The sequence below is a fragment of the uncultured Stenotrophomonas sp. genome, from assembly GCF_963519925.1.
Taxonomy (GTDB): Bacteria; Pseudomonadota; Gammaproteobacteria; order Xanthomonadales; family Xanthomonadaceae; genus Stenotrophomonas; species Stenotrophomonas maltophilia_AE.
In genome coordinates this window covers 1-17386 of sequence record NZ_CAUQPH010000071.1, presented here as the reverse complement: position 1 = coordinate 17386, position 17386 = coordinate 1, and the positions used below count along the sequence as shown (strand labels likewise).

The following is a 17386-nucleotide window of genomic DNA, read 5'->3' as shown; positions in this document are numbered from 1 at the left end:
GGCGGGCGATCCGCGCCTGCAGGACTATGCGCCGCTGGCCGCCGTGCAGGGCGACCTGTTGTCGCAGTTGGGCCGGATGGGCGAAGCGTCGGACGCGTTCGCACGCGCTGCACGGCTTACCCCCAACGCCCGGGAGCGCGCGCTGTTGCAGGCGCGGGCGGACGCGGCGACACCGGACTGACATACTTCCGCGCTTGCTCGAAACCTGAACAGGGTCTATCGTGCGCACTCTCAAAAGTGACCGGGCACCTGCCAGGTCCAGCCGATAAGGGAAGCGGGACAATGTTTTCAGGGAAGATGCGTACGCGCGCGCGTAGCGCGTGGCTGCTGCTGTGCGGGTGGGTAGTGGTCGGCACCATGGCCGGCAGCGCACAGGCCGCCGACAAGTCGCAGCAGGCCTACTGGGCCGGATTCGCCTACACCGCCGAACAGAGCAAGGTCGACGCCAGCACCCCGCGTGCGGCCGCCGTGCTGCAGGCGCGCGGCCTGGCCCCGCTCAACCAGGCGCTGTGGGCCCGGCTGCAGGCGCAGCGTCCGGCACACCTGGAACTGATCGACCAGCCGCTGGCGATGCTCGACGGCACCACCAGTGCCACGGTGCTGGCGACCGCGCTGGACCGCGAGCTGGTTTCGATCGAACCGATTGGCGGGCAGTACAAGGTGCTGGTGGAAGTGGCGCTGCAGGCACTGTTCTTCGACTTCCGCGAACGCCAGGTGGTGGCGTCCTATCCGATCACCCTGCAGCGCATCGACGTGATGGAGTTCCTGCCGGACGAGGACGACATCGATGCGATCGTGGCCGACCTGCTGTACGGCAGGGCCGCCACCGGCCTGCCGCAGGTGCTGGCCGACACCCTGGCCAAGGCGCAGCTGCCGGCGGCGTCGACGCGCCGCCTGCAGGTGGGCGAGGTGACCCTGTCCGATGCGGTGCTGGGCAAGCTGCCCGACGCGGTGGATGCGGGCATGCTGCGCGCCACGCTGGCGCATGAGCTTTCCAAGACGCTGTCGTCCAACACCGGCATCGGCCTGCTGCCGCCGGCCAGCGGCCAGGCGATCGGCGGCGCGATGGCCGCACGCTTTGCCGACGGCAAGGTGTACCAGCTGAAGATTCCCGAGCCGGACTACGTGGTGAAGCTGCGCCTGGATGCGCTGAAGAACGGCGTGATCAACGAAACCCCGGCGATGAAGACGATGCTGTTCGGCGCGTTCTTCCAGGCCACGGTGGTGGAGCCGTTCTCGGGCAAGGTGTTCTTCGACCAGCCGCTGCGCAAGGGCGCCACCAAGGTGGTGCCGGCCACGCAGTGGCACGTGGACCAGTGGTCGGCCAGTTACGAAACCGTGCTGGCCGGCTTCGACGCCTTCGCCGGCGCCGCCGCCAGGCGCGCCGATTCGAAGGCGTGGCTGGACGAACAGAAGCCCGGCGGCAAGCCGCTGCAGCAACAGACCCAAGCCCTCCAGGAGTTGATCACCTCATGCCGTTGATTCGTGCCGTACTGCTGATTCTCATTGCCCTGATGGTGGCCGCGCCGGTGTCGGCGCAGACCGCCAGCTCCCGTGGTACCGGTTCGGCCAGCTATGGCCTGCGCCTGAGTGCCGACACCCGCGCCGAAGCGCTGAACAAGGCCAAGGTCAATGCACTGGAGGCGTACATCGCCGAATCCGGTGCGGCCAAGCTGCGCCTGTTCGAAGACCGCCGCGCCGAGTTCATCGGCGAGATCGACCGCTACGTGCTGTCGGCGGTGCCGCTCTCGGACACCGAAGACAAGAAGGCCAAGACCTATACGGTCAGCGTGCGCGCCGAGATCAACACCACCCTGCTGCAGACCAAGCTGGATGCCGGTTCGGCCGCCGCCGGTGCGCGCGGCAACGAACGTTCGCTGCTGACCTTCCTGTTCATGGCGCGCTCGCAGGACACCGTGCAGTCGTTCCAGGACAAGGAATACCGTCGCGTCGACGCCAGCCAGAGCTATGACGAGAAGACCCGCGAAGGCGACAGCTTCCGTGGCAATTCGGTGAGCACCAGCGGCAGCATCAACCAGAACGCGTCGGTGTCGGTCACCTCCGGTGGCAGCACCACCCAGCGCAGCGACAACGTCAGCTGGAAGGTGGCCAACGCCAACGAGATCAACACCGCCATGACCGGTGCGTTCAGCGCGGCCGGCTATGAAGTGGTGGAAGCGGAATACGTGGAAGGCGAAAGCCGCGGCCTGCTGAGCATCGAGCGCATCCGCAAGGACTTCAGCACCGGCAACGACCTGTCGCCTGCCACCCTGCGCGACACCGCCAACGGCATCAAGGCCGCCAACATTCCGTACCTGGCAGTGGGCACGCTGGACGTAGGCATGCGCGACCGCGACCCGGTCAGCGGCAACACCCGCGTGTTCGTCACCGTCACCGGCAAGGTGCTGGACGTGAGCGGCCGTTTCCCGAAGACGGTGTCGTCGGTGGGCCCGGTGCAGTTCTCCGGTACCGGCCCGAACGAGACCGTGGCCCGCACCAACGCGCTGCAGTTCGCCTCTGAAAAGGGTGCGCAGCAGATGATCAACGAACTCAACGTCAAGGCAGTGCGCTAAGGCGTACCGGCCAACGGTCGGTACCCACGGTTCGCACCAACATTTTCCAACAAGGATTTACACCATGATCCGCAAGACCCTGATCGCACTGGCCATCGCCACCACCTTCGCCGCGCCGGCGCACGCGCAGTTCGGCAAGCTGAAGGACCTGGCCGGCGGTGGCAACAGCACCGCCGCCGCGTCGGCCGGCGCCCCGGACGAAGCCGCGCAGGAAGCGCTGGTGCGTCGTTTCGTGGCCTCGCAGTCGCATTCGCTGGACGCGCAGACTTCCTTCGCCAAGGCCTTCGGCCTGGCCGAGCAGGTGCAGCTGCTGGAAGCCGAGCGCCAGGCGCTGTCGTCCGGTTCGGTCAACGTGGACCAGATGAAGAAGTCGGTTTCGGTCAGCGAAGCCGCCCAGGCCGCGATCGATGAGCGCGTGGCGGCACAGCCGGAGCTGAGCGCCGAGTCCAAGCAGCACTACACCACCGGCCTGGTCGCCCTGGTCGCGTCGGCTGCCGAGGGCCAGAAGCTGAGCGGTGAAGCCAGCAACTTCGCCAACGGCATGAAGAGCCTGAGCGGTACCCAGCTGGTCACCGTGGGCCGCAAGCTGGCCGCCGGTGCGTGGGTGGCCAAGGAATCGCCGGGCTACCTGAAGGGCCTGTACTCCTCGTCGAAGGCCGCACTGACCTTCGCCCGCGCCGCCAAGATCAAGGTGCCGGGCAACGCTGAGTCGATGCTCGACAGCCTGTAAGAGAAAGGAACGCCACGCATGCAGACCCCATACCGACTGTTGAGCCTGGCCCTCACCGTGACCCTGCTTGCCGCCTGCGGCAAGCAGGAGGCACCGGTGGAGGCACCTGCGGCGAAAGCCGGATCGAAGGTGGAAGCGCCGGCCGAAAAGCCGCTGCGCGGTACGCCGGATTTCGGCGGCACCACCAAGGTGGCGCGCGAGGCCGAAGGCATCGGCAGCACGCCGGAGCTGGCGGTGCTGGCCGCGCTGCAGTCGGCGGTGGCACAGGTCAATGGGGTGCGCGTGGCGAGCCAGATGCAGGGCCTGCGTGCCGGCCTGCATGTGGACGTGGATGGGGAACACGTCGGCGACATCCGCGCCGACGCGTTCGCCCAGCAGATGATCGCCGCCTCGCAGGGGGCGGTGCTGGGGTACGAGATCCTCTCGCAGGAAGAAGTCAGCCAGCTGGATGAAGAAGTGATCGCCCGCGTGCGCGCCAGCGACGCCGGCTACCGTTATTCGGCGTCTGCCTCGGCCAGTGGCTCGGCGCAGGCGCAGGCCGAGGCTGCCGGGGGTGGTGGTTCCGCCTCGGCCAGCATCAAGGAAAGCTACAAGGAACAGGCCAGCGTCGAGGCCGAGCGCGGCGCGCAGTCGTTCGAATCCGATGTCAGCCGCCGCACTATGCGCAGCTACTGGAAGGTGCGCGTGCGCGCCGATATCGCCCAGTACCGTGCACCGGCCGAGCAGGGCCGGCCGAAGATCGTGGTCGCCCAGCCGCACGTGCGCAGCGGCAGCTACGCGGTGGGCGATGGCCGGGTGGCCAGCGAGGAAGTGGCCGCGGCAATCCGCGCGCGCCTGAACGACACGCTGACCCAGACCAAGCGCTTCATCGTGCTGGACCGCGAGTTCGGCGAAGAGATGCAGGCCGAGATCGACCACATCAACAGCGGCAACGTGCGCCTGCAGGACACCGCGCGGCTGGGCCAGCAGCTGGCCACCGACCTGATCCTGATTCCGACCATCGAGCGTTTCGAGTACCCGCGCAGCGTGCGCAACCTGCGCATGTCCGACCGCCAGGTGAGCTCGTACTCGGGCGGTGGCCGCATCACCCTGCGCCTGATCAACGCGACCACCGGCGAGGTGGTGATGTCGGACAGCTTCGACCACCAGCTGGCCTCGACCGGCCCGAGCACGCTGCCGCGCGTGGTCGATGGGAAGGGCATGGCCGCAGCGATGATGGAGTCGCTGTCGGGGCAGATCGGCACCGCGATCATCACCGAGATCTTCCCGGTGTCGGTGGTGGCGATGACCGGCGACCAGGTGGTGCTGAGCCAAGGTGGCGACACGCTCAAGGTCGGCCAGCGCTGGCAGGCGGTGATGCTGGGCGAGGAACTGAAGGACCCGCAGACCGGGCGTTCGCTCGGCCGCAATGAAACCCCGTGCTGCACGATCCGTGTGGATCGGGTGGCCTCGCAGACGTCCTACGGCACCATCGAAGGTGGCGCGGACGTGGGCGGTGCGAGTTTCAAGCCGGGCTCGATCGAGCTGCGTTCGCAGGCGGGTGCGGTGAAGCCGGCCGCGTCGGCGGCCAGCGCGTCGAACGCGGGCAGCGCGAAGCCGAAGCCGCCGCGTGCGGCCGCACCGAAGGCGGCAGCGCCGGCGGAAGATCCGAACTGGTGATGTGTATCGGCGCCTGATCGGCGGCTTCGGTGGGTTTAAACGCCGGTTGCAGTGCAGCCGGCGTTTTTGTTTTCGGCTCCGGATGGTTGCGCCGCGCTGCGCGCGGTGTCCGGCCAACGGCCGGGGCTACGAATTGTTACGTGGTGGTCGGGATCGGGATCAATCAACCGCAAGCGGTAGCGCCGGCCGTTGGCCGGCCACGGGGCCCATGTCGCGCGCGGGACGGTTATGATCCGTGAATGGTGGGGTTGTCCCAACAGCGGAGAGAGCAATGAAGCGAGTGGTACTGAGCGTGCTGGCCCTGTCGGTGTCCAGCGCGCTGATGGCGGCGACGCCCAAATTCGACGGCGCGCGGATCTCCGCTGACGTCAAGGAGCTGGCTTCCGACGCCTACGAGGGCCGCTCACCGGCCACCGCCGGCGAAGAAAAGACCATCGCCTTCCTCAGCAAGCAGTTCGCGGACGCCGGCCTGCAGCCGGGTGGCGACCTGAAGGACGGCAAGCGCCTGTGGACCCAGGCCGTGCCGCTGCTCAAGGGCGATATCGTCGGCACGCCGAGCCTGGCGCTGTCCAGCAAGGGCACCCCGCAGTCGCTCAGCCAGGGCAAGGAAATCGCCGTGCGCGCCGCCATGAACGGTGCCAGCGAGGTGGACATCCAGAATGCCCCGCTGGTGTTCCTGGGCTACGGCGTGAACGCGCCGGAGCGCAACTGGAACGACTTCAAGGGCGTGGACCTGAAGGGCAAGATCGCCGTCGTGCTGATCAACGACCCCGATTTCGAAACCGGCGAAGGCGACTTTGACGGCAAGGGCATGACCTATTACGGGCGCTGGACCTACAAGTACGAAGAAGGCGCCCGCCAGGGTGCGCTGGGCGTGCTGATCGTGCATGAAACCGCGCCGGCCTCCTACGGCTGGGCTACGGTGGCCGGCTCCAACACTAACACCATGTTCGACGTGGTCCGCGACAATCCGGCCGAGGCGCACCCGCTGCTGGAAGGCTGGATCCAGCGCGACCTGGCGGTGGACCTGTTCAAGCGCGCCGGCCAGGATTTCGAGGCGCTGAAAAAGCAGGCCCAGCGCCGCGATTTCAAGCCGGTGGAGCTGAAGGGCGAAACCCTGTCGGCCAAGTACGCGGTGAAGACCGAGGTGATCACCTCGCACAACGTGGCCGCGCGCCTGGAAGGCAGCAAGCACCCGGACGAAACCGTGGTGTACAGCGCGCACTGGGACCACATCGGCGTGGGCAAGCCGGATGCGGACGGCGACACCATCTTCAACGGTGCGCTGGACAACGCCAGCGGCACCGCGTCGCTGGTGGAACTGGCGCGTGGCTTCGCCAAGGGCAAGCGCCCCGAGCGTTCGGTGCTGTTCCTGGCCGTGACCGCGGAAGAGAAGGGCCTGCTGGGCTCGGAGTATTACGCCAGCCATCCGCTGTATCCGCTGGCCAGGACCGTGGCGGTGATCAACATGGACGGCATGGCGCCGTTCGGTCCGTCGCGCGATTTCGGCATCTATGGTTCGGCCAGTCTGGAACTGCTTGACCAGCTCAAGGACGTGGCCAAGGGCTGGGACATCCGCTACACCCCGGACCCCAAGCCAGAAGCCGGCCTGTTCTTCCGTTCCGACCATTTCCCGTTCGCCAAGCGTGGCGTGCCGGCGGTGTCGTACTCGGCGGGCCAGGACTGGGTGGAGGGCGGCGTGGCCGCCGGCAAGGCGGCGTCGGACGACTACACCGCCAAGCGCTACCACCAGCAGGGCGACGAGTGGCAGCCTGACTGGAAGTTCGCCGGTGCTGCACGCGACCTGGAGGTGCTGTACACCCTGGGCAACCAGCTGGCCAATTCGCGCAGCTGGCCGAACTGGAGCGATGACTCGCAGTTCCGCGCACCGCGCGATGCCAGCGCCGCAGAGCGCAGGTAAGCGTTGGCCCCCGCCGGTTCCTGCCGGCGGGGGGATGGTCTTCGGCCCCGCTGTACGTGGGACACGCATGGCGTGTCGCTACGTGGCCCCCAGACCGGTCGCGTAGGGACACGCCATGCGTGTCCACGTGGCCCCCGGACCCCCGGTGCCACACCGGCGCCATTTCATCCCCGCGTTTCCCGCTTTCGTCGCATGCCGCTTGTGCGCTCCACGGGCAGGGCTATCCTCACACCATCCCATCGTGAAGACGCCGCCGTGTTCGCCAGTCTCTCCCTGATTCTTCGCATTCTGCTGGCCTGGGCCGCCGCGCTGGTGGTGGCCGGGTTCGTCTGGAGCGGTTTCTTCCACGGCATGGACGAGGGCCCCGGCTGGGTGTTCGGGCTGCTGGCGCTGTTCCTGATGGTTACCGCGCTGGGCAGCTGCATCACCCACCTGCGCCGGGTCTCGATCGTGGCCGGGCGGCTGGACGCGGCTTCCCTGTCCAGCCGCCAGCGCCGCCAGATCGAGCTGCCCATGGACGCCGGCGCCGCCTTCGCCCTGGTCGAACAGGCAATCAAGGAACTGCCCCGCGTGGAGGACATTGAAAGCGCCGCCGGCAGCCTGCAGGTGCGCGCGTACGTGCGCCGCGTGGATCCTTACAACGGTCGCCCGCCGTCACGCTGGAACCTGCCGGCGCGTTGGGCGATCAAGCGCAACAGCGTGCTGGCCACGGTCAGCCCGGGGCAGGGCACCAGCAGCGTCACCCTGGTATTCGAACCCGACGCGGGAGTGTGGGCCGACCTGCTGGCGGTGGACGAAGGCAGCAACTACGAGAATGCCGAAGCGGTCGGGCGCGCCATCACCCGCCGCGTGGCCGAACAGCGCCGCGACGAACAGGCGGCGGCCGAACAGACCGCCACCGAGAAGGAACTGTCGGTGGCCCGCCTCAACCTGCTGCATGCGCAGGTGGAACCGCACTTCCTGTACAACACGCTGGCCAACGCGCAGGTGCTGACCCGCACCGACCCGCCGCGGGCCGACCAGATGCTGGGCCACCTGATCCAGTACCTGCGCAGCTCGCTGCCGAGCGTGGACGAGTCGATGTCCACGCTGGGTGTGGAGCTGGAGCGCACCCAGGCCTATCTGGAGATCCTCAAGATCCGCATGGGCGCGCGGCTGGCGCTGCAGGTGGACGTGCCGCCGGCGCTGCACGGTCTGCCGCTGCCGTCGATGGCGCTGCAGACCCTGGTCGAGAATGCGATCAAGCACGGGCTGGAACCCAAGCCGGGTGGTGGCACGGTGTGGATCATCGCGCGCGCCTTTGACGACCACGTCACCCTGACCGTGGCCGACGATGGGCTGGGTTTCGGCCAGGGCAACAGCAGTGGCACCGGCATCGGCCTGAAAAACCTGCGCGAACGGCTGCGCCTGACCTGCGGCGAACGCGCCGGCGTGGCCATCGTGTCCAACTTCCCCAGCGGCGTGGCGGCAACGATCACCCTGCCGCGCGACGCACGCGAGGCGATCCATGCAGCTTGATGCGCTCATTGCCGAAGACGAAGACCTGCTGCGGCAGTCGCTGGTGGCGCAGCTGCAGCGGCTGTGGCCGGAACTGCGGCTGGTGGCCGAATGCGAAGACGGCGCCAGCGCGCTGGAGCGGCTGGCCGAACTGAAACCGGACCTGGCCCTGCTCGACATCCGCATGCCCGGGATCAGCGGCATCGACGTGGCGCGTGCGCTGCCGGAGATCAGCCCGCGCACCCAGGTGGTGTTCGTCACCGCCTACGACCAGTACGCGATCGATGCGTTCGAACACGGCGCCATCGACTACCTGCTCAAGCCGGTCAGCGACGAACGCCTGCTGGCCACGCGCGAACGCATCCTGGCGCGCATGCAGCTGGGGCGCCCGGACACTGCGATGCTGGAGCAGTTGCTGCAACGCCTGGGCCAGCAGCCCGGCGCTGCGTCGAGCGCGCCGCCGCTGGCCTGGATCACCGCCAGCAACGGCCGCGATACCCAGCTGATCATGCTCGAGGACGTGGTCTATTTCCGCGCCGACAGCAAGTACACCACGGTGGTGACCGAAGCCGGCGAAAGCCTGCTGCGCACGCCGCTGCGCGAGCTGCTGGAGGTGCTGGACCCGCAGCGCTTCCGCCAGGTGCACCGTTCCACCATCGTCAACATGAAAGCAGTGGCGGCGGTGACCCGCGACGACACCGGTCGCGGGCAGCTGCGGTTGAAGCAGCGCCCGGAGCTGCTCAACGTGAGCCAGCCGTTCATGAGCCTGTTCCGCGGCATGTGACCCACGCAGTAGAGCGGGGCTCTGCCCCGCTGCCGTTGCCGGGGTCCCGATGGGTCAGAACGCCGGCTGCAGATTCAGGTTGTGGCCGCTGTCCGGCTCGCCTACATGGTTGAGCTGGCCCACCAGTTCCGAATGCTGCTTCATGCGACCGATCTCGCGCATGATGCGGATGTCTTCGTGGCGCAGTTCGCGCCGCGCGGTGACCGCCTGCTTGTAATCGAGCACTTCCGGGTACAGCTGGGCCATGTCCAGTGCTTCGGCCACGCATTCGACGGTGTCGGCGTCGGAGGTGATCCGCGCGCGGCTGTTGAACGCCTTCATCCAGCGCTCGAAGCCGGCGGTGTGGTCGAACATGTTGGCCATGAACCAGATCACGAACAGGATCGACACCCATGAGCCGAACACGATCACCACCCGGGTGAAGGTGATATGGAAGTCGTCCTTCCACAGGTAGTTGGCGATCAGGCCGAGGATCAAAAGCGAGGCGGCCTGCCAGCCGACGATCGAGGCCATCAGCCACTGGCCCTTGGCCTTGGCCAGCGTGGCCACTTCCTCGCGGATCTGTTGCTCACTCTTGTTGCGCCAATGCGCGACCTGCTTGTCGAACGGGCTGCTGTACAGCTCGTTGTCCTGGAGCAGTAAACCCAAACCTTTGAACAAAGCGATCATCACGGGCTCCTTGGGGAACGTGCAGCGGCGCATTGGACTTGCGGTGAGGCGGATTCAGTTCTAAGCACGTTCGCGGCGCTTGGCAATGGGCGGTGCGACAAAACGCCGCAGGTGTCTAAACTGAATGCGGGCGTAGAGCGCTTTCTTGCGCGGTGCATCATCCAAAATCGCTGCGGAAAGCCCAAAAACCCCACCCACTCCTGTTGCAACCGCACAATTCCGCGCACGGCGTCACGCGCTACGCCCCGCGGGCGTCGTGGATCACGCAGAATTGACGCAACCGCGCAGGATCGCGGCCCTCTCCACCCTCTTGGAAGCCCCTGGATGTCGTCACTGCTGCACCGGCTCACCCGCCCCGCCACCGTCCCGATCCGGCGCTGGGTGATGGGCGCGTTCCCGCGCGGGGAGAGCGGCATCGATTACGACCATCCGGTGGGCGAGCCGGGCTGGTTCGGGCCGGACAGCGCGACCTGGCGGGTGCACGCCGAGTTCCCCGGGATGCTGGCCGGTGGGCTGTGCGCGCTGATGCTGCAGACCCTGCACCCGCTGGCCCTGGCCGGGGTGTACGACCACTCCAACTTCCGCGACGACCTGGTGGGGCGGTTGCGCCGGACCACGGCGTTCGTGGCGTGCACCAGCTATGCGGCATCGGGCGAAGTGGAGGCGCTGGTCGCGAAGGTGAAGCGCATCCACGCCCACGTGCGCGGGCAGACGCCGGACGGGCAGGTGTATTCCGCCGACGATCCCGCGTTGTTGACCTGGGTGCACGTGACCGAGGCCTACGGCTTCCTGCAGGGGTACCGGCGTTACTGCCGCGAAGTGCCGGAGGCCATCGCCGACCGTTACTACGATGAGTACCGCCGCGTGGCCGAAGCATTGGGGGCCACCGATGTGCCTGCCTCGGAAGAGGCGGTGGAGGCGTACTTCGAACGGCAGCGTCCGTTGCTCCGTTTCGACGGACGCTCGCGTGAAGTGCTGGCGGTGCTCTCAAGCATCCGGCTGCCGGTACCGATGGCGGGGTTGTCGCGCGAGCTGTTCCTCGGCGCCGGTGCGGTGCTGCTTCCCGAGTGGGCCATCGCGATGCTGGAACGCACGCAGATGCAGCGCACCCAGGCACGCGCTTCCGCGCGGGTGCTGCAGGGCATGTCGCCGTTGTTCCGCCGCGCGCTGCAGGACGGGGTGGCCGCGCGCGCGTGCGCACGCATGGGCGTGCCGCTCAGCACGCTCGCCCATTGGTGACCCGGAACGCATTGGCGAACGGGGCCAATGGCACATCGACGCACGCAGCACTGACACGTCGGTAGGGTCGGTTCCCAAACGACCGCCGATAACGTGTGTGATTTCATTTACGCATGACCTGAAACGCAGGCGTCACCCCGATACCTGTCATGCGTCACCCTGCCGATCATTGCCATCGGCAGTCGTTTGGGAACCGACCCTACCGCGGGTGCTACCCATTCGTTCCTTGAAAAAAACGGGCGCCGAAGCGCCCGTTTTTCTCACCACACCTTGACCCGCTTTTCCGGGGCCAGGTACAGCTTCTGGCCTTCCTTCACTTCGAAGGCCGGATACCATGCGTCCAGGTTGCGCACGGTGAGCGCGCGGAACTGGCCCGGGGCGTGCACGTTGGTCAGCAGCGAATTGCGCAGCGCCTGCTCGCGCGCCTTGCTGCGCCACGCCTGCGCGAAGCCCAGGAAGAAGCGCTGGTCCGGGCTGAAGCCTTCCAGGGTCTGGCCCGGCTTGCCCTGCAGCGACAGCTGGTAAGCGTCGTACGCGGTGGCCAGGCCGGCCACGTCGGCGATGTTCTCGCCCAGGGTCAGGCGGCCGTTCACCGACACGCCCGGGAACGGCTGGTAGCTGCTGAACTGCGCGGCCAGCGCATCGCCGGCGGCGTTGAACTGCTTCAGGTCTTCGGCGGTCCACCAGTTGTGCAGGCGGCCGGTTTCATCGAACAGCGCACCGGCATTGTCGAAGCCGTGGCTGATCTCGTGCCCGATCACCGCACCGATGGCGCCGTAGTTCACCGCATCGTCGGCGGCGCCGTCGAAGAACGGCGGCTGCAGGATCGCGGCCGGGAACACCAAGCGGTTTTCCAGCGGCACGTTCATCGCGTTGATGGTCTGCGGCAGCATCGCCCATTCGCTGTGGTCCACCGGCTGGCCGAGCTTGGCCAGGTTGCGGCGGTACTCGAACAGGCTGGCGCGCTCGGCGTTGCCCAGCGCGTCGTCGCGCTTCACTTCCAGCCCGCTGTAGTCGCGCCACTTGTCCGGGTAGCCCATGCCCACGGTGAGGCCTTCGACCTTGCGCTTGGCGTGCGCCTTGGTTTCCGGCGACATCCATTCCAGCGCGTCGATGCGCTTGGCGAACGCGGCGATGATGTTCTTCGCCATTTCATCGGCACGCGCCTTGGTGGCCGGGTCGAAATGCTTCTCGACGTACAGCTTGCCGATCGCTTCGCCCACGGCGTTGTTGCTTTCGTCCACCGCGCGCTTCCAGCGTTCGCTCTGCTGCGGGGTACCGTTGAGCACGGTGCCGTGGAAGGCGAAGCGCGCATCGGCCATGGCCTTGGGCAGGTACGGCGCGGCGCGGTCCAAAGCGTGGAAGGTCAGGTAGTCCTTCCACACGTCCAGCGGCTCGGTGGCGACCAGGCGCGAGATGCCGGCCACGGCCTTGGGCTGCCACACGATGAAGTCGTCCTGCTTGTCCAGGCCGGCGGCGGCCAGGAACGCGGCCCAGTCCATGCCCGGTGCCTTGGCGCTCAGGTCGGCCTGGTTCCACGCGTTGGCGCCCTTGGCCACGTCGTTGGTTTCTTCCTGGGTGGCGTGCGCCTGGGCGATGCGGGTTTCCAGCGCCAGGATGCGCTGTGCCTTGGCCGCCGGATCGGCGACGCCGGCCAGCTGCAGCACCTGCGCGATGTAGGCCTGGTACTGCTTGCGCAGCTCGGCCATGCGCCCGCCTTCCAGGTAGAAGTCGCGGTCGGGCAGGCCCAGGCCGCCCTGCACCAGGTACGGCGCGTTGCGGTCCGGCTGCAGCAGGTCCACCGACACCCAGGTGCCGAACAGGCGGTCGGTATAGAAATTGGTGGCGTTGAGCAGGTCCACGTCGGCGCGCAGGGTGCCGCCCAGCGCGGTGGCCAGCGCGGCCTTGTCGGCGATGCCGCCGATGGCGTCCAGCTCGGGCTTGACCGCTGCCATGCCGCGCGATTCGATCCCGGCCTCGTCCATGAACGCGGCGTAGTAGTCGCCGATCAGTTTGGTTTCACCGCTGGCCTGGGTGTTGGCGGCGGCGCCTTCGAGGATGGCGCGGGTATCGGCGAGGGTTTTCTCGGAAATGACATTGAAGCTGCCGAAACTGGAGCGGTCGGCCGGGATCTCGGTGTTCTTCACCCAGCTGCCGTTGGCGAAGCCGAAGAAGTCGTCGCCGGCGGCGACGCTGCGGTCCATGCCGGCGGCATCGAAGCCGAAGCTGCCCAGCTGCGGCTTGGGTGCGGCGGGCGGGGTGGCGGCGCTGTCGGCGGCCGGGGCAGCGCCCGGCGCGGTGGCATCGCGGTCGCAGGCGGCCAGGCCCAGCGACAGGCTGGCGGCAACGGCAAGCATCAGGGTGGAGCGGCGCAGCTTGGACATGAACTTCTCAGGCGACGGGAAAACCCCAAGTCTATCGCCCGCGACCCGGACACAGGCGGCCCGACGCCCCACCAGACAGCTCCAATTACCGAACCCCAAGGTGGGTTGACCCGCCTCATCTATGTGACGCCCGTCTCACCTCTTCCCGCGCGGCTCCGGCTGGTGCATGCTGGGGACAAGGCGCCGGCCAAAGCTTGGCCCGTGGGGAACGGGCTTTGGAGACGTCAAGAAAGTGCGACGTCGGCCGCTCAGGTTTGGGGAAACCAGGAAGCGTTTACATGAAGTCAGGCCGTCACCGAGGTAGAGGTCCGCGATGCCCGCGCTGAGCCAACCGATGGCGCGGCCGCTGCGCACGATCGTCTGGCTGGGCGTCAGCATGGGCCTGCTGCTGGGTGCGGGTCTGGTGATGATGCTGGCCAATGACTACCAGCGACGGCACGAGGCCGCCCAGCGCCAGAGCTCGGCGTTGGCCACCAGCTCGCAGCGGCTGCTGCGGCTGGAACTGCGCAACCTGGAGCGGGCCATGCGCGGCATCGCCGCCGACGGCGCGCAGCTGTTCGAACGGGTACCGGCGCAGGCGCCGGATCTGCTGGACGAGGCCATCGACGGCGTGCTGCAGCGCCATGCCGAGCTGGAAAGCATCGTGGTGGTGGACCAGTTCGGCCGCGCCCTGACCAGCGGCGGCGGCGATCTGACGCTTCCGCTTTGGATCGTGGAAAACCACCGCGGTGCGGCCAGCCAGCTGTATCTGGGGCCGCCCCAGGACCTGGGCATGCGGCGCTGGGTGGTGCCGCTGGCGCTGCGCATGGGCGACGACCGCTGGCTGCTGAGCCGGCTGCATGCCAGCGAGCTGCAGTCGGTGATCAGCGGCCTGGATATCGGCTACCACGGTGTGATCTCGATCAGCGATGGCGCCGGCCATGTCCTGGCGCGCAGCCCGGACAACGAAGGGCTCACCGGCAAGCGCTACAAACTGCAGCGCCGCGACCTGGTCGGGCGCGATTCGGTCACCCCGCTGGGCATCGAAAACAGCCCGATCGACCAGGTGGAGCGCATTTCCACCCTGACCACCCTGGCCGAGTACCCGCTGGCGGTATACGCCGGGCTGGCCCGGCAGGACGTGCTGGCGCCGTGGTGGCCGTACGTGCAGGCCTCGCTGGGCCTGTACCTGCTGTACTGGGGCGCGTTCGCGCTGGTCTACAGCAGCCTGCGCCGCGCCACCCGTCGCCAGGATGCGATGAGCGCGGAGCTGCGCACCGGCCATGCCGAGCTGCGCATGGCCCACCAGGTCGGCAAGATCTGCACCTGGACGGTGGACGAGGATGCCGCGGTGCTGCGCTGGTCGCCGCTGGCCCGCGAGATCTTCGGCATTCCGCTGGATTCGCTGCCGGTGGCCGAGTTCTTCGACCGCGTGCACCAGGACGACGCGCAGCGCCTGCGGGACGCCTTCCACCAGGCGTTCGCCGGCAACGGCGTGCTGGATGAAATGTTCCGCATCGTGCTGCCGGGCGGCACCACCCACTGGGTGTCGGCGCGCGGCCAGCAGGTCGGTGGCATCGACCAGGAACGGCGCATGATCGGTGCACTCACCGACGTCAGCGAACGGGTCCAGGCGCTGGCGCGGGCGCAGCAGGCCGAGCGCCAGTTCCGCCTGTTGTTCGACCGCAACCCGGCGCCGTTCTGGGTATTCGACCCGGACACCCTGCGCTTCCTTGAAGTGAACGAGGCGGCGGTGCGCCAGTACGGGTACAGCCGCGACGAATTCCTGGCGATGAGCATCCTCGACATCCGCCCGCGCGAAGGCTGGGAGGAGATCCGCGGGGCGATCGCCAATGCAACCAGCGGCGACCTGCAGGACGCCAAGGTGCGCCTGCACCGGCGCAAGGACGGCACGGTGTTCGAGGTGCGTGCGCACCTGGCGCGGCTGGATTTCGACGGGCGCGAGGCCTGCCTGGTGCTGGCCGAGGACATCAGCGACCGCGTGGCCTACGAGCGCGACCTGGCCTACCACGCGACCCACAACCCGGCCACCGGCCTGCTCAACACGCGCGCGCTGGCCGCGCAGCTGGACGAGGAGGGCGGCAGCTACACCATCGCCTACGTGCAGTTCCGCGGCCTGCAGCTGGTGGCCGATACACTGGGCCGCGAGGTCGGCGAGGTGGTGCTGCAGGCCATGGCCAAGCGCCTGGGCGGACTGGGCGTGCGCTACGGGCTGCTGGCCTTCCAGCCGGCCGAGGATTTCATCTTCGCGATCCGCGATGACCATGAGCGCCAGAGCGCGCTGGACACGCTGGTGCAGACCGTCTCCGAACCGGTGCGTGGGCAGGACTGGCTGCACCAGTTCGAGCCGCGCATCGGCGTGGCGGTGAAGTTCGACGGCGACGTGGTCAGCGCCGAACAGGTGATCGGCATGGCCGCGCAGGCGGCGCACGCCGCGCGCGACGAAGGCAGCGTGATCGCCTGGTTCGACAGCGCGGTGAGCGCGCGGCTGGCCGACCGGCTGCGCCTGGCCGGACGCATCCACAGCGCGATCGACGCCGAATTCGCCTTGTATTTCCAGCCGATCTGCCACGCCAGCGATGGCACCCCGGCGGCGCTGGAAGCGCTGCTGCGCTGGCCGCAGGCCGACGGCAGTTTCATTCCGCCGGGAGAGTTCATCCAGTTGTGCGAGGACACCGGCCTGATCCTGGCGCTGGGCCGCTGGGTGATCCGCGAAGCGGCGCGCGCGCAGCGGCAACTGGTGGACGCCGGCTGGGACCTGCCGATCGCGGTGAACGTGTCGGCGGTGCAGTTCTTCAACAGCGACCTGGTCGCCGAGTTCCAGCGCGCGAGCCAGGAATTCGGGCTGGCGCGCGGGGCGCTGCACGTGGAGCTGACCGAGAGCAGCCTGATGCGCAAGCCGGGCCAGGCCAAGCAGACCATGCAGCGGCTGCACGAGCAGGGCATCCACATTTCGCTGGACGACTTCGGCACCGGCTATTCGAACATGTCCTACCTGCAGCACCTGCCGCTGGACATCCTGAAGATCGACCGCAGCTTCGTCGCGGACGTGGAAATCAACCCGCGCAACGCCTCGATCTGCCGCGCGCTGCTGTCGCTGGGCCACAGCATGGGCCTGACCGTGATTGCGGAGGGCGTGGAGACGCCGGGCCAGCACGAATGGCTGGCCGCGCACGGCTGCGACCAGGTGCAGGGCTACCTGCTGGGCCGGCCGGCACCGCTGGCCGAAGTGATAGAACGGCTGGAAACCGCCGCCGCGTAAAACGGCGGCCGGAATGCCGAAAGGTAGCGCCGACTGTTAGTCGGCTGCATCACCAGGCGCGGGGCTACGGGCAGCCATGTGCTGCGGCGAAGAGCAGCCGACTAACAGTCGGCGCTACCAGTAGATGCCACCATGAGGTGCCACCATGAGGTGCCGCCGAAAGGTGCCGCCATGAGGTGCCACCAAAAGGTGCCGCCATGAGGTGCCACCAAAAGGTGCCGCCATGAGGTGCCACCAAAAGGTGCCGCCAAAAGGTGCCACCAAAAGGTGCCGCCATCAGGCACCACGATCAGGGGCCGCCATCCGGCGCCAGCGTCAGGCCCGACATCAGTGGAACAATGCGCGCTGATTTTGGCATTTATCATCACCAGTGAAGGCAATAAGCTGCATCAGCACCTTTCCCGATGCATCGCCTGCTGGAGCCCCCATGACCCGCCTGCCCTCGCTGTACATCTCCCACGGTTCGCCGATGACCGCGCTGCAGCCGGGTCTGGTCGGGGTGCGCCTGGCCGAGCTGGGCGCGCAACTGCCGCGCCCGCGCGCGATCGTGATGGCGTCGGCGCACTGGCTGACCCGGCAGCCGGTGGTGGGCGCACACCCACAGCCGCCCACCATCCACGATTTCGGCGGTTTCCCGCAGGCGCTGTTCGACCTGCGGTACCCGGCGC

11 protein-coding genes and 2 pseudogenes are annotated in these 17386 nt (G+C 67.9%); 11 read left to right on the top strand and 2 right to left on the bottom strand.

Features of this window, described 5'->3' with window-relative positions; genetic code table 11:
• The 8 genes and pseudogenes from RWO33_RS12940 to RWO33_RS12905 form a co-directional block, all read left to right on the top strand.
• Nucleotides 1-181: pseudogene (locus RWO33_RS12940) on the top strand (RNA polymerase subunit sigma-24); the annotation flags it as partial.
• Between the two features lie 176 nt (nucleotides 182-357).
• On the top strand, nucleotides 358-1482 hold the full coding sequence (locus RWO33_RS12935) for a hypothetical protein (protein WP_314105266.1): 1125 nt from the start codon (nucleotides 358-360) through the stop codon (nucleotides 1480-1482).
• A complete protein-coding gene (locus tag RWO33_RS12930) occupies nucleotides 1473-2573 on the top strand; it encodes a hypothetical protein (protein ID WP_314105264.1) in 1101 nt (366 codons plus the stop codon). Before RWO33_RS12935 ends, RWO33_RS12930 begins: the two co-directional genes overlap by 10 nt.
• A gap of 64 nt (nucleotides 2574-2637) precedes the next feature.
• The gene (locus tag RWO33_RS12925) at nucleotides 2638-3303 is read left to right on the top strand and encodes a hypothetical protein (protein WP_145481371.1); all 666 of its coding nucleotides are present in this window, start codon (nucleotides 2638-2640) and stop codon (nucleotides 3301-3303) included.
• Between the two features lie 18 nt (nucleotides 3304-3321).
• Nucleotides 3322-4962 carry a CsgG/HfaB family protein gene (locus RWO33_RS12920; RefSeq protein WP_314105262.1) on the top strand — a complete coding sequence of 547 codons (1641 nt, stop codon included), beginning with the start codon at nucleotides 3322-3324 and terminating at the stop codon, nucleotides 4960-4962.
• A 271-nt stretch (nucleotides 4963-5233) separates the two neighbouring features.
• The gene (locus tag RWO33_RS12915; RefSeq protein WP_314105260.1) at nucleotides 5234-6883 is read left to right on the top strand and encodes a M28 family metallopeptidase; all 1650 of its coding nucleotides are present in this window, start codon (nucleotides 5234-5236) and stop codon (nucleotides 6881-6883) included.
• Between the two features lie 255 nt (nucleotides 6884-7138).
• On the top strand, nucleotides 7139-8401 hold the full coding sequence (locus RWO33_RS12910; RefSeq protein ID WP_145481376.1) for a histidine kinase: 1263 nt from the start codon (nucleotides 7139-7141) through the stop codon (nucleotides 8399-8401).
• Nucleotides 8391-9164, top strand: coding sequence for a LytTR family DNA-binding domain-containing protein (locus tag RWO33_RS12905; protein ID WP_145481378.1), 774 nt, complete (start codon nucleotides 8391-8393; stop codon nucleotides 9162-9164). The genes RWO33_RS12910 and RWO33_RS12905 overlap by 11 nt, the downstream gene beginning before the upstream one ends.
• Before the next feature lie 54 nt (nucleotides 9165-9218).
• Here RWO33_RS12905 and RWO33_RS12900 read toward each other — a convergent pair whose 3' ends face one another.
• Nucleotides 9219-9833 (bottom strand): hypothetical protein, encoded by a 615-nt coding sequence (locus tag RWO33_RS12900; protein WP_314105257.1) that lies wholly within the window; start codon nucleotides 9831-9833, stop codon nucleotides 9219-9221.
• A 324-nt stretch (nucleotides 9834-10157) separates the two neighbouring features.
• On the opposite strand from RWO33_RS12900, the gene RWO33_RS12895 reads away from it, so the two are divergent.
• Nucleotides 10158-11072, top strand: coding sequence for an oxygenase MpaB family protein (locus RWO33_RS12895; protein ID WP_314105255.1), 915 nt, complete (start codon nucleotides 10158-10160; stop codon nucleotides 11070-11072).
• A 260-nt stretch (nucleotides 11073-11332) separates the two neighbouring features.
• Here RWO33_RS12895 and RWO33_RS12890 read toward each other — a convergent pair whose 3' ends face one another.
• A complete protein-coding gene (locus RWO33_RS12890; protein ID WP_314105253.1) occupies nucleotides 11333-13456 on the bottom strand; it encodes a M13 family metallopeptidase in 2124 nt (707 codons plus the stop codon).
• Between the two features lie 313 nt (nucleotides 13457-13769).
• Here RWO33_RS12890 and RWO33_RS12885 point away from each other — a divergent pair, with 313 nt between their 5' ends.
• Nucleotides 13770-16718, top strand: a complete 2949-nt coding sequence (locus tag RWO33_RS12885; protein ID WP_314105252.1) for an EAL domain-containing protein — start codon at nucleotides 13770-13772, stop codon at nucleotides 16716-16718.
• Between the two features lie 427 nt (nucleotides 16719-17145).
• Nucleotides 17146-17386, top strand: a pseudogene (locus RWO33_RS12880) (dioxygenase); the annotation flags it as partial.